This window comes from Pantoea sp. PA1, from assembly GCF_056856975.1.
Genome location: NZ_JBXGEE010000002.1, coordinates 11,371 through 24,448, shown reverse-complemented (window position 1 = coordinate 24,448; position 13,078 = coordinate 11,371). Strand labels below are relative to the sequence as shown.

Here is a 13,078-nt window from a genome sequence, read left to right as displayed (position 1 = left end):
ATGAGTTATCTTGAGGTCAGATCGCTGAATAAACGCTATGGACCCACCCCCATTTTCGAGGAGATCGATTTCAGCGCGGCAGAAGGTGAGTTTGTTACCCTGCTCGGCCCCAGCGGCTGCGGTAAATCGACGCTGCTGCGCTGCCTGGCCGGTTTAACCGGCGTCGACAGCGGCGAAATCCGGCTGGCGGGTCACGATATTGTGCCGCTGGCACCGCAGAAGCGCGCCATCGGTATGGTGTTCCAGAGCTACGCACTCTTTCCCAACATGACGGTAGAGAAAAACGTCGCGTTTGGCCTGAAGATGCAGAAGCTGCCCGACGCAGAGATCCGCCAGCGGGTGCCGGAGGTGCTGGAGCTGGTGGAGCTCAGCGACTATGCGCGCCGTTATCCGCATCAGCTGTCGGGCGGACAGTGTCAGCGCGTGGCTCTGGCGCGCTCGCTGGTGACGCGTCCGCGTCTGCTGCTGCTGGATGAGCCACTGTCGGCGCTGGATGCGCGAATCCGTCGCCATCTGCGCGATCAAATCCGCCGCATCCAGCGCGAGCTGAACCTCACGACCCTTTTCGTCACCCACGATCAGGAGGAAGCGCTGACGCTCTCCGATCGTATTGTGCTGATGAACCGGGGTAAAATCGTGCAGAACGGCGATGCCGAAGCGCTCTACACCCAGCCGGCTGACCTCTTCGCCGCCGGGTTTATCGGTAACTACAACCTGCTCAGCGCTGAGCAGGCAACGCGGCTGACCGGCCAGCCTTTTCACAGCCAGGTGGCGATTCGTCCGGAATCAATGCAGTTCACGGCGCAGGGCCAGGGCATTCCTGCGGTCATCCTCAGCCACAGCCTGCTGGGCAACGTCATCCGCTATCGTATCCGGGCGCAGGATGTGGAACTTTCGGTGGATGTGCTTAACCGATCGGCGGCGGATTTGCATCCCGCTGGCAGTCAGATTGGTCTACAATTAGCGATGTCGACTTTGCGCCAGGTGGCTTAAAACACAGGAAAAAATCAGGCAAAGCACGGCAATCCCTTTTCACAGATTGCTCTCTCCGTCAGGCTGGCAGTCTGTGCTTTAAGCCTGACTCTGGAGGAGCAACCCCCCGTGTTAACTCTGCTTAATTTACTCTCCGCTGTGGCCCTGCTGGTCTGGGGCACGCATATCGTCCGCACCGGCATCATGCGGGTTTACGGCGCCGATCTGCGCCGCGTCCTCAGCCGCAGCATAGAAAAGAAACCGATGGCCTTTCTGGCAGGCATTGGTGTGACCACGCTGGTGCAGAGCAGCAATGCCACCACCCTGCTGGTCACCTCCTTTGTGGCGCAGAATCTGGTCAGCCTGACCCCCGCGCTGGTGGTGATCCTGGGGGCGGATGTCGGCACCGCGATCATGGCGCGTATCCTGACGTTTGATCTCTCCTGGCTCTCGCCGCTGTTTATCTTTTTTGGCGTGGTCTTCTTTCTCAGCCGTAAGCAGACCCGAGCCGGACAGCTAGGCCGGGCCAGTATCGGACTGGGTCTGATCCTGCTGGCACTGCAGCTGATTGTTGAAGCCGCCCGCCCGATTACCCAGGCCGCCGGGGTCCAGGTGCTCTTCTCCAGCCTGACCGGCGATGTGATGCTTGATGCCCTGCTGGGCGCGGTCTTCGCTATTATCAGTTACTCCAGCCTGGCTGCAGTGCTGATCACCGCTACGCTGACCGCCACCGGGGTGATCTCTTTCAAGGTGGCGCTCTGTCTGGTGATTGGTGCCAACCTGGGCAGCGGCCTGCTGGCCCTGATCAACGCCAGCGGCTCCAATGCGGCGGGCAAGCGCGTGGCGCTCGGCAGCCTGCTGTTTAAGCTGATCGGCTGCGTGGTGATCCTGCCCTTTGTCGATATCGTGGCGACATGGCTGGATAAGCTGCCGGTGAACGATGAAGAGCTGGTGATCTTCTTCCACGTCTTCTACAACCTGGTTCGCTGCGTGGCGATGGTGCCCTTTGCTGACCTGATGGCGCGCCTCTGCCGTCGTCTCATCGCCGACGATGTGGACACCACTCTGCAGCTGAAACCGAAGCATCTTGACCGCAGCGCGCTGGATACCCCGGCGCTCGCCCTGGTGAATGCCGCCCGCGAGGCGCTGCGCATGGGCGACGTGCTGGAGCAGATGCTGGAGGCGTTCAATAAGGTGATGCATGGGGAATCCCGCGAGGAGCGGACGGTACGGCGGCTGGATGATGATGTCGATGTGCTCTACACCGCCATCAAACTCTATCTGGCGCGGATGCCGAAAGAGGATCTGCCGGAAGAGGATTCGCGACGCTGGGGGGAAATCATTGAGATGTCGCTCAATCTGGAGCAGGCCGGTGACATCATTGAACGGATGAGCGGCGATGTGGCGGATAAGTCGCTGGCGGCGGGCCGCGCCTTCTCAGCCGAGGGGCTGAAAGAGCTGGAAGGCCTGCAGGAGCTGCTGATTAGCAACCTCAGAATGAGTCTGTCGGTGTTTCTGTCGCACGATGTCACCAGTGCTAAACGGCTGCGCCGCGCGAAACATCGTTTCCGCCTGATGATTCGCCGCTACTCGCACGCGCACGTTGACCGCCTGCATCAGCAGAACGTGCAGAGTATTGAGACCAGTTCGCTGCACCTCGGTTTGCTCGGTGATATGAAGCGTCTCAACTCACTGTTCTGCAGCGTCGCCTATACCGTGCTGGAGCAGCCCGATGATGAGCGTGATTATGAATAAGCGCGCAGAGGAGGGAAACCTCTGCGCGCCATCGGTGTTAGGGCTTCTTGATCGGCTTTCCGGACCAGTAGCCCGCCAGCAGTGAACCTGACAGGTTGTGCCACACCGAGAACAGCGCGCCCGGCAGGGCCGCCAGCGGCGAGAAGTAGAGCTTACCCAGCGTCGCCGCCAGACCGGAGTTCTGCATCCCGACCTCCAGCGCCAGCGTGCGGCAGGTTGACTCATCAAAGCCAAACAGCTTGCCTCCCCAGTAACCGCCCAGCAGGCCAATGGCGTTATGCAGGATCACAGCGGCGATCACCATCAGGCCCACCGATCCGATAAAGCTCTGGCTGCCCGCCACGACTGCGCTGATGATCAGCAGAATACAGATCATTGAAAACGCAGGCAGCCAGGGCTCGACCCGGCGAACCACGCTGTTCATGCTGTGATGAATGATCAGCCCGAGGCTGATCGGGATCACCACGATTTTCACGATGCTCAGCAGCATTCCCACCACGTCCACCTGAATATGGGTGTCCACATAAAAGCGGGTCAGCAGCGGCGTGGCGAATACGCCCACCAGCGCCGAGACGGAGGAGATCGTGACCGACAGCGCCACATCCCCCTTCGCCAGATAGATCATCACGTTGCTGGCAGTACCGCTGGCGACGCTGCCGACCAGAATCATCCCCGCAGCGAGATCGGGCGGCATATGGAACAGTTTTGCCAGCGCCCAGGCGGCTAACGGCATCACCAGATAGTGCAGAAAGGTACCGGCAATCACGGGCGCGGGGCGGGTCAGCACCCGTTTAAAATCGTCAATATTGAGCGTCACCCCCATGCCAAACATGATCAGCATCAGCAGATACGTGACCCACGGCCCGATGCCAAGAAACGTTCCGGGCGAGTAATACGCGGCGACAGATAACAGCACGGCCCAGAGCGGGAACAGGCGGGTTAAAGTGGCGAGCATGGCCAGACTTCCTTATAAGAGTGTTGTGTTTTATGCAGAGTTGCCCCTGAAGCACGCCATACAGGAACGACTGCTGACGCGGGCGGGATCATAACATTTCGTTATCACGACGTAAGGCGAAGATGCGGCGAGGCGGGAAAATGCGGATCGACTGCTGCCGATCCGCTGCAAATCGACGAAATTACGCTGCTTTATCCTCTAAACTGCGGAAGATCACACCACCCACCACACCACCGATAACCGGCATCAGCCAGAACATCCACAGTTGTGAGAGTGCCCAGTCCCCCTGGAACAGGGCCACTGCCGTGCTGCGAGCCGGGTTAACCGAGGTGTTGGTCACCGGAATCGTCACCAGATGAATCAGGGTTAACGCCAGGCCAATCGCAATTGGCGCAAAGCCTTTCGGCGCGCGTTCGCTGGTCGCCCCCATGATGACGATCAGGAAGATGGCGGTCATCACGACTTCGCTGATCATGCCCGCCTGCAGGCTGAAGCCACCCGGCGAATGCGTGCCGTAGCCGTTCGCCGCGAAGCCGCTGGCGGCGGCACTGAACTCGCTTCTGCCGCTGGCGATCAGCCAGAGCACCGCACCCGCCGCAATGCCACCCGCCAGCTGCGCGAGGATGTAAGGGATAGCCTGCGCCGCGGGAAAACGTCCGCCTGCCACCAGGCCCAGGGTGACCGCCGGGTTAAAATGACCGCCTGAAATGTGTCCGACCGCATAGGCCATGACCAGCACGCTCAACCCGAACGCCAGCGCCACGCCCAGAAAGCCAATGCCCAGCTGCGGAAACGCGGCAGACAGCACGGCACTCCCGCAACCGCCCGCCACCAGCACAAAGGTGCCCAGCGCTTCTGCGATTAACCTTTTCATGATATTTCCTGTGATTGGGTGAATGGATTTTGCGGCGGGATTATAAAACTGCGCAGGCTGATCGCAACGCAAGTACATGAAATGGCGGGATAAAAGGGTTGCCATTTGGCAACAGGAAATAATAACCCTTTGTAAAGAGGGGATTTATCCGGGATGAGGTAACGCGGGGAAAACCGGCCAGTGTGATCCGGCCGGACGCTTTCTCAGGCCGCGCTGAAGCGGCCTGAGAAAACAGAGAGGCTTACTCGAACAGATTGCGGTGCAGCGTACGCACCACGCTTTCTGCATCGTTGCCCGGCACCAGGAAGCAGAGGTTGTAGCTGCTGGCACCGTAGCAAATCATGCGCAGGTTGAACGGGTCGAGCACACCAAACACCTCTTTGCCAACGCCGCAGGCTTTAGAGAGCTGGTTGCCGATAATCGCCACCAGCGCCAGATCTTCTTCTACTTCTACCCGGCAGAGCGACGAGAGTTCCGTCAGCAGCGCCTGGGTCAGCAGGCTGGCACTGGTAGAGGTGGAGCCGGTGGTGTCGAGCGTCAGCGCCACGCTCACTTCCGAGGTGGTGATCAGATCGACCGAGACGTTGTGGCGCGCCAGAATGTTGAACAGTTCGGCGAGGAAACCAAACGTATGCAGCATGTTGAGGCTGTGCAGCGTTAACAGCGTCTGCTTGCGGCGCAACGCCAGCGCCCGGAACAGCGGCGGGTTGCGGGTTTCGTTGCAGACGCGGGTTCCTCCCGCGGCCGGATCCTTGCTGGAGCCGACAAAGACCGGGATACCGCGGCGTACGGCGGGCAGCAGCGTGGCCGGATGCAGGACTTTCGCGCCAAACGTCGCCATTTCAGCGGCTTCTTCAAAGGTGATTTCATCAATACGCTTCGCGGTCGGCACCACGCGCGGATCGGTGGTGTAGATACCCGGCACATCGGTCCAGATATCCACGCGCGCCGCGTGAAGGGCTTCGCCGAGCAGCGCTGCGGTGTAATCACTGCCGCCACGGCCTAACGTGGTGGTGCGTCCTTCACTTTCACTGCCGATGAAGCCCTGGGTCACAACCAGCGCCTGCGCGATGCGCGGCTGCAGCTGCTCCGTCGCCTGCGTTGCCAGCACGTCGACGTCCGGTACAGCCCGGCCAAAGCGATCGTCGGTGCGCAGCACTCTGCGAACGTCAAACCACTCCGCATTGACCTGGCGTTCACGCAGAATTTCAACAAACAGCAGGGAGGACATCAGCTCGCCGTGACTGACCAGTTCATCGGTCAGGGCACTTGAGGTGGCCAGCGAAGCGGCTTCGGAGAGCATACTGATATTGTCGATCATCCGATCGATTTCATCGCGGATCACATCCGGACGCTGCAGACGATCCACAATGGCATACTGGATACGGCGGATATCATCGAGCATAACGGCACGCTGGGCAGCGGGCTGGCCTTCAGCCAGCGAAACCAGCAGATTGGTGATGCCCGCCGAGGCGGAAAGCACCACCAGACGGGTGCTCGCATCCTGCAGCACCACATCAGCGCTGCGATTCATCGCTTCAAAATCAGCGACGCTGGTGCCGCCAAATTTTGCCACAATCAGTGTTTGAGACATGTAGTAGAACCTCGTGTCAGGTTATCTTGTTCCCGCCATTGAGAAAGGGGTCGGGAAACATTCTTTCAGCCAGGCACAAGGAAAGAGCAGAAACGGGCAGACCAGATCGGGTAGACGAGTCACCCAGAAGCGCCCCACCTTGCGAAACGTCGACTGCACGTTTCTGGTGACAACCCAGAGGATTCAGCCCCTGTAGCCGACAGGCAACACACCGCGTGCTGACCCACCTCGGCGTCGCTCCCCATCATGTGTTTTCGCCGGATACGGTTCCTCCAACACACTGCCTGGGCGACGCGCCTCTTCTGGCTTGCGCACAGGTGCGCAAGTAGGCGCATACATTTAGCCTTTTCTGGCCCTGCTGTCAATGTCAGCATGGCTGGCGCGCCGCATCAGAAAACAAATCTGCCTGCGCCACAGCGTCTAGAGTGCTGGGTGGGTTCAGTCCGACGCGCCCTTTTTTCTGCGAAGCTTAATGGGTTCAGCCGTTGCATTCATTCCTGATTCGGCACAACGTTTTGTACGGCCTTTCGCGTCACACTCGGTCGGACGTTGTCACTGCCCTCTCCGGCTGTTCGCGCCAGTGAATGCTGGCGACAGGATGGGGGCTTTCCGCTCCCCAGCCCGGAGCGCGCTGACAAAATTTTTCCTTTCAGTTACAACTGTGGTCATACTGAAACGCTAAACGGGGTCGATGTGACCCGATGGGATGACGGTTCTTTTTATCAACAAGAGTGTTGCCATGAAAAATATCAATCCGACACAAACCGCAGCCTGGAAAGCGCTGCAACAGCATTTTGAGCAGATGAAATCGGTGGAAATTGCCGATCTGTTTGCTGAGGATGCCGATCGTTTTGCCAAATTCTCTGCCACCTTTGATGATCAGATGCTGGTGGATTTCTCCAAAAACCGCATCATCCAGGAAACCCTCGATAAGTTACAGGCGCTGGCCAGAGAGACCGATCTCAGCGGTGCCATTAAGTCTATGTTCTCGGGTGAGAAGATTAACCGGACCGAAGATCGTGCGGTGCTGCACGTCGCGCTGCGTAACCGCAGCAACACCCCGATTCTGGTGGATGGCAAAGATGTGATGCCGGAAGTGAACGCGGTGCTGGATAAGATGAAAGGCTTCTCCGAACGTATCATCAGCGGCGAGTGGAAAGGCTATACCGGTAAAGCGATTACGGACGTGGTAAACATCGGTATCGGCGGCTCCGACCTTGGCCCGTTCATGGTGACTGAGGCGCTGCGCCCGTATAAAAACCACCTGAACATGCACTTTGTTTCTAACGTTGACGGCACCCACATCGCCGAAACGCTGAAAGATCTCAGCCCGGAAACCACCCTGTTCCTGGTCGCATCGAAGACCTTTACCACGCAGGAAACCATGACCAACGCCCACAGTGCGCGTGACTGGTTCCTGAAAACGGCTGGCGATCAGCAGCACGTGGCGAAACACTTTGCGGCGCTCTCCACCAACGCCAAAGCGGTGGGCGAGTTTGGCATCGACACCAACAACATGTTTGAATTCTGGGACTGGGTCGGCGGTCGCTATTCGCTCTGGTCTGCCATCGGCCTGTCGATCATTCTCTCTATCGGTTTCGATAACTTCGAGCAGCTGCTGAGCGGCGCACACGCCATGGATCAGCACTTTGCCTCGACGCCTGCTGAACAGAACCTGCCGGTGCTGCTGGCGCTGATTGGTATCTGGTACAACAACTTCTTTGGTGCCGAAACCGAAGCGATCCTGCCTTATGACCAGTACATGCACCGCTTTGCGGCCTATTTCCAGCAGGGAAATATGGAGTCAAACGGCAAGTATGTGGATCGCGACGGTCACCCGGTGGACTACCAGACCGGTCCTATTATCTGGGGCGAACCGGGCACCAACGGTCAGCATGCGTTCTATCAGCTGATCCATCAGGGAACCAAGCTGGTGCCGTGCGACTTTATTGCACCCGCCATCAGCCATAACGCCCTCGCCGACCACCATCCGAAGCTGCTTTCCAACTTCTTTGCGCAGACCGAAGCGCTGGCCTTTGGTAAGTCACGCGACGTCGTGGAGAAAGAGTTTACGGATGCCGGTAAATCCGCAGAGTCCGTGGCCCATATCGTGCCGTTCAAAGTCTTTGAAGGTAACCGCCCGACCAACTCTATCCTGCTGCGTGAGATTACCCCATTCAGCCTGGGTGCGCTGATTGCCCTGTATGAACATAAAATCTTCACTCAGGGTGCCATCCTGAATATCTTCACCTTCGATCAGTGGGGTGTGGAATTAGGGAAGCAACTGGCGAACCGCATTCTGCCGGAACTGGAAAATGATGAACAGATTACCAGTCATGACAGTTCCACTAATGCCTTAATTAATCGCTACAAGTCCTGGCGTTAATCGGCTTTAAATTAATCAGGCGGCACATTTGCCGCCTTTTTTGTCTCTGTTTACGCCCTGTCTGGCGCTTTATGGATATACAGACCGTCACTGGCGCGGGAAAATTCCGAAAGTCACCTAAGACAATTCTGAACATTGCCGGAGCATACCCGCCAACACCCAGTATAAAATGGACCTGAAAAGTGTCGTTACCCTGGGTTAACCCTTGATTCATAATCCTATTTAATTTTAGCAATCCTGAGTAAATTCTGATTATTCTTATTCCGTACCAGATATTAATAAAAGAGAACATTACGCTTTGCAATTCTTTAACCCGCAGCGAAATATCTGGCATCAGGCCGAAATATTCCGATATAAAAGGCGGTTATCTCCAATCTGACTGATTAAATCACGCCATCACCTCCTTCGCCGCCCTGGTTTTTATAGCGCTGAACTCTGATATTTTGTTGCCCTATAATGAACGCGCCCGCAATGGGACTGCCTGTCGCTCTGGTCATAGCTTGTCTGTATAGCCAGGGTCGTCAGGCGGAGATCCTTCATTCACTCAATGCAGGAAACGTTGTTATGAAAAAAACTATGGTTGCCGGTGCAGCCCTGATCCTCGTTGCCGCCTCATCCAGCGCCTTTGCCGCGCCGGAAGAAGCGGGTTCCGCAGCTGGCGCGCAGGCGGGAGCAATCTCGTCCGGCACGTCGACCGCTGTCGGTATCGGTGCGCTGGGCGCGCTGGTCGGGATCGGGATCGCCGCTTCTGGCGGTGGTGACGGTGCAAATACCGGTACAACAACCACAACCACGACGAGCACAACTCGTTGATGGAAACCCGAAACGCGTCTGATTGCTGACCGGTGACTCACGGGCAACGCTGACGTTTTAGCGACGCCACGCAGTCCGCCGTTTTGCCGCCAGACGTAACGGGCAGAGCACCTTTAAACATAACCACACGTCTGTGTGGTTATTTTTACTTTGGCATGACTTATCAGGGACACACAGTGCGCCAACTTCCTCTGCTGCTCGCTTGCCTGCTGCTGCAGGCCTGTACACAAACGCAAAAAGGTCTTGAACAGACCCTGCTGCTCGCGGTTAACGGTCCTGACGACGTCACCGTAACCGATCAACAGGTCAACAATCTGCCCTACGCCAGTCTCTATGCCCGGCTGAATGAGGGACCGCGTATTTTCGTGGTGCTGGGCTATAACGAGAATGGTCAGCAGAAATGGGTGACTCAGGATCAGGCGATGCTGGTCACACAGCATGGGCGCCTGGTAAAAACCCTGGGCTTACCGGATAACCTGCTGAGCGTCAGCAATCTGCAGCAGGACCCGCTGGCTGCCGCCCTTCACCTCAGCAATGGCGCAGGCTGGACCCGCATCGTGCAGTGGACCGAACAGGGCAAGGTTCGCGGCGCGACCGTGCGTTCTACCTTTGCGCGCGGCACCGATGAAGTCCTGACCCTCGCGGGCAACCGCATTCCCTGCCGCGTCTGGCATGAGCAGGTGAGCATCGACAGCAGTAACCGCACGTGGGAAAACACCTTCTGGATCGATAACAGCAGCGGCGATGTGGTGCAGGCCCATCAGATGCTGGCGGCAGATGCCTTCCCTGTAGACACCACTATTCTGAAGCCGGCGAAATCATGAAAAAAATAACATTTTTGCTGGCCGGGCTGAGCCTGCTCAGCAGCGCAGGCGCGCAGGCGACGGCGCAGGTGATTGTCCACGCACCGCATAATGGCGGTCAGGCTGAACTGAGCCAGATTGCCGATCTCGCCCAACTGGTGACGCTTCCTCCGCTGCAGGCGAACACGGACTGGCGTCGTACTTTTATTGCCGAGCGCGGTGCCAGCGCCGTGGCACAGCAGCACTATCAGCAGACGCTGGGCGAGCTGCGCGCGTGGCGTGCCGACAGCAGTGGCGACCGGGCGGCGGCCATTGATGAGGTGATCCGCCAGCTGAGTGCGATCAGGGTAACAGGCCGCCAGTTTACCTCGCTCGACCCGGACTGGATCCGTCTGCATCCGGCAGATAACCGTCGTCTGGAAGGCAGCTATGACCTCTGGCTGCAAACCCCGTCCGATTCCGTGCTGCTGCTCGGCGCGCTGAGTGGGGCAGGCAAAGTGAGCTGGCAACCGGGAAAATCCGTACGTGACTATCTTGCGGGGCATTCGTTACTTTCCGGGGCAGAACGCAATTTTGTTACGGTGATTGCTCCGTCGGGTGCCACGCAGCAGGTGCCGGTAGCGTACTGGAATCATCGCCATGTGGAAGTGGAGCCAGGCAGCATTATCTGGCTCGGCTTTTCATCGTGGAGCCTGCCAGGTGCCTATGAAGATCTCAACGATCGCCTCCTCTCCGTACTGACTCACCGGATACCAGACTGATGAAAAAACGTTATCTCTTCAGCCTGCTGGCTGTTTCCGTGGCGGCAGCCTGTCAGGCGCAGGCTGACACCTGGCCTGCGCCGGTGGGACCTTCACAATCTGATTTTGGCGGCGTGGGCCTGATGCAGGTGCCGACCGCGCGCATGGCCAGAGAGGGGGAGTTCAGCCTCAATGCCCGCGACAACGATCAGTATCGCTATTACTCCGCATCGCTGCAGCTCTTCCCGTGGCTGGAGACGACCGTGCGTTACACCGACGTGCGTACCCGCCAGTACAGTGCGGTCTCTGAATTCAGCGGCACGCAGAGCTATAAAGATAAAGCCTTCGACCTGAAACTGCGTCTGTGGCAGGAAGGATTCTGGCTGCCGGAAGTGGCGGTCGGCACCCGCGATCTCGGCGGCACGGGCCTGTTCGACAGCGAATATCTGGTGGCGACCAAGGCCTGGGGGCCGTTCGACTTTACGTTCGGTCTCGGCTGGGGCTATCTCGGCAACAGCGGCACGGTGAAGAACCCCTTCTGTTCCTACAGCGACAGCTACTGTCAGCGTCCACGGGTCGGTGAAGCGGGTTCCATCAACGGCTCGCAGATGTTCCACGGTCCGACGGCGCTGTTTGGCGGTATTGAGTATCAGACCCCCTGGCAGCCGCTGCGCCTTAAAATGGAGTATGAGGGCAACGACTATCAGAATGACTTTGCTGGCCGTCTGGAGCAGCGCAGCAAGCTGAACGTCGGGGCGATTTACCGTGTGACCGACTGGGCGGATATCAACGCCAGCTACGAACGCGGCAACACCTTTATGTTTGGTGTTACCCTGCGCACGAACTTTAACGATCTGCGCCAGGCGCACATCGACAGCGAGAAGCCCGCCTACAATCCGCAGCCGCAGCCGCGTCTGCTGGAGCCGACCGTGGTGGGGAATCAGCTTACCGACCTGAAATATAACGCCGGTCTCGATGGCCCGCGTATTCAGACACAGGGGCATACGCTCTATGTCTCCGGTGAGCAGACCAAATATCGCGATACCCGCGAAGGCGTCGATCGTGCTAACCGCATCATCATGAATCATCTGCCGGACGGCATCGACACCATCAATGTCACCGAGTCGCGCTTTAATATGCCGCAGGTCACCACGGAAACGCAGGTCGCCAGCCTGCGTAACGATCTGCAAGGCTATCCGCTGGGCCATGAGCAGCCGCTGCAGCAGACGCGCAAAGATCCAGTCGATCCGGGCACTACTGAGCAGGGGATGTTTATCCGCAAAGATCGCCTGAACTACAGCCTGTCACCGGTGCTGAATCAGTCGGTGGGCGGCCCGGAGAGTTTCTACATGTATCAGGTCGGCGTGATGGGTAACGTCGATTACTGGCTGACCGACCACCTGCTGGTGGGGGGCAGTCTGTTTGGCAACCTCGCCAACAACTACGATAAGTTCAACTATAACGGCGCACCGGCCGACTCATCGCTGCCGCGCGTGCGTACCCACATCCGCGACTACGTCGAGAATAACGTCTACGTTAACGATCTGCAGGCCAACTATATGGGCCACCTTGGTAACGGCTTCTATGGTCAGGTCTACGGCGGTTATCTGGAGACGATGTATGGCGGCGTGGGCGGCGAGGTGCTCTATCGTCCGGTCGATGCGAACTGGGCGGTGGGCGTCGATGCCAACTACGTCCGGCAGCGTGACTGGGACAACATGATGCAGTTCAACCGCTATAAAGCCTCAACCGGCAACCTGACCGGCTACTGGCGTCCGTGGTTTATGCAGGATGTGCTGGTGAAAGCCAGCGTCGGTCAGTATCTGGCGAAAGATAAAGGCGTGACGGTTGATGTGTCCAAGCGCTTTGACAGCGGCGTGATGGTGGGCGTGTATGCCACGAAAACCAACGTCTCCTCGGAAGAGTATGGCGAGGGTGATTTCACCAAAGGCTTCTATATCTCCGTGCCAATGGATCTGTTCACCGTGACGCCAACACGCGGTCGCGCGCAGGTTAACTGGGTGCCGCTGACGCGCGATGGCGGTCAGATGCTGGGTCGTAAATACCAGCTGTATGATCTGACCTCCGATCGCGACGCGCGCTTTAACTAAGCAGAAGCGGCCTCGTTCAGACGACGGCCGGACGTAAAGCGATGGGAGCATACGCCTGAAGCAAAGCATAGCGGG

10 protein-coding genes and 1 riboswitch are annotated in these 13,078 nt (G+C 58.2%); of the genes, 7 read left to right on the top strand and 3 right to left on the bottom strand.

Annotation, left to right across the window (positions count from 1 at the left end; genetic code table 11):
- The gene (locus tag AC1V0D_RS10905; protein ID WP_046101005.1) at window positions 1-993 is read left to right on the top strand and encodes an ABC transporter ATP-binding protein; all 993 of its coding nucleotides are present in this window, start codon (window positions 1-3) and stop codon (window positions 991-993) included.
- Between the two features lie 108 nt (window positions 994-1,101).
- On the top strand, window positions 1,102-2,727 hold the full coding sequence (locus tag AC1V0D_RS10900) for a Na/Pi cotransporter family protein (protein ID WP_111208883.1): 1,626 nt from the start codon (window positions 1,102-1,104) through the stop codon (window positions 2,725-2,727).
- Window positions 2,728-2,764: 37 nt separating this feature from the next.
- Here the strand turns inward: AC1V0D_RS10900 and panS are convergent, their stop codons facing one another.
- The 3 genes from panS to lysC form a co-directional block, all read right to left on the bottom strand.
- Complete coding sequence (panS, locus tag AC1V0D_RS10895; protein ID WP_009092628.1) at window positions 2,765-3,682, bottom strand: ketopantoate/pantoate/pantothenate transporter PanS; 918 nt, start codon at window positions 3,680-3,682, stop codon at window positions 2,765-2,767.
- A 181-nt stretch (window positions 3,683-3,863) separates the two neighbouring features.
- Window positions 3,864-4,559 carry an aquaporin Z gene (gene aqpZ, locus AC1V0D_RS10890; RefSeq protein ID WP_190311312.1) on the bottom strand — a complete coding sequence of 232 codons (696 nt, stop codon included), beginning with the start codon at window positions 4,557-4,559 and terminating at the stop codon, window positions 3,864-3,866.
- Between the two features lie 238 nt (window positions 4,560-4,797).
- On the bottom strand, window positions 4,798-6,150 hold the full coding sequence (gene lysC, locus AC1V0D_RS10885) for a lysine-sensitive aspartokinase 3 (protein ID WP_482907414.1): 1,353 nt from the start codon (window positions 6,148-6,150) through the stop codon (window positions 4,798-4,800).
- 119 nt (window positions 6,151-6,269) lie between these two features.
- A riboswitch (Lysine riboswitch) is annotated at window positions 6,270-6,460 on the bottom strand.
- A 429-nt stretch (window positions 6,461-6,889) separates the two neighbouring features.
- On the opposite strand from lysC, the gene pgi reads away from it, so the two are divergent.
- The 5 genes from pgi to AC1V0D_RS10860 all read left to right on the top strand — a co-directional run bounded on the left by pgi (window position 6,890) and on the right by AC1V0D_RS10860 (window position 13,003).
- Complete coding sequence (pgi, locus tag AC1V0D_RS10880; RefSeq protein WP_150028770.1) at window positions 6,890-8,536, top strand: glucose-6-phosphate isomerase; 1,647 nt, start codon at window positions 6,890-6,892, stop codon at window positions 8,534-8,536.
- A 564-nt stretch (window positions 8,537-9,100) separates the two neighbouring features.
- A complete protein-coding gene (yjbE, locus tag AC1V0D_RS10875; RefSeq protein ID WP_009092634.1) occupies window positions 9,101-9,349 on the top strand; it encodes an exopolysaccharide production protein YjbE in 249 nt (82 codons plus the stop codon).
- A gap of 176 nt (window positions 9,350-9,525) precedes the next feature.
- Window positions 9,526-10,173, top strand: a complete 648-nt coding sequence (locus AC1V0D_RS10870; protein WP_046101001.1) for a YjbF family lipoprotein — start codon at window positions 9,526-9,528, stop codon at window positions 10,171-10,173.
- Window positions 10,170-10,913 (top strand): capsule biosynthesis GfcC family protein, encoded by a 744-nt coding sequence (locus AC1V0D_RS10865; RefSeq protein ID WP_009092636.1) that lies wholly within the window; start codon window positions 10,170-10,172, stop codon window positions 10,911-10,913. Before AC1V0D_RS10870 ends, AC1V0D_RS10865 begins: the two co-directional genes overlap by 4 nt.
- A complete protein-coding gene (locus AC1V0D_RS10860; RefSeq protein WP_046100999.1) occupies window positions 10,913-13,003 on the top strand; it encodes a YjbH domain-containing protein in 2,091 nt (696 codons plus the stop codon). Before AC1V0D_RS10865 ends, AC1V0D_RS10860 begins: the two co-directional genes overlap by 1 nt.
- Window positions 13,004-13,078: the final 75 nt, after the last annotated feature.

Excerpts from the sequence above, each read along its gene's own strand:
- AC1V0D_RS10905 (WP_046101005.1), top strand. The coding sequence starts at position 1 with ATGAGTTATCTTGAGGTCAGATCGCTGAATAAACGCTATGGACCCACC.
- panS (WP_009092628.1), bottom strand. The coding sequence starts at position 3,682 with ATGCTCGCCACTTTAACCCGCCTGTTCCCGCTCTGGGCCGTGCTGTTA.
- lysC (WP_482907414.1), bottom strand. The coding sequence starts at position 6,150 with ATGTCTCAAACACTGATTGTGGCAAAATTTGGCGGCACCAGCGTCGCT.
- pgi (WP_150028770.1), top strand. The coding sequence starts at position 6,890 with ATGAAAAATATCAATCCGACACAAACCGCAGCCTGGAAAGCGCTGCAA.
- yjbE (WP_009092634.1), top strand. The coding sequence starts at position 9,101 with ATGAAAAAAACTATGGTTGCCGGTGCAGCCCTGATCCTCGTTGCCGCC.
- AC1V0D_RS10865 (WP_009092636.1), top strand. The coding sequence starts at position 10,170 with ATGAAAAAAATAACATTTTTGCTGGCCGGGCTGAGCCTGCTCAGCAGC.
- AC1V0D_RS10860 (WP_046100999.1), top strand. The coding sequence starts at position 10,913 with ATGAAAAAACGTTATCTCTTCAGCCTGCTGGCTGTTTCCGTGGCGGCA.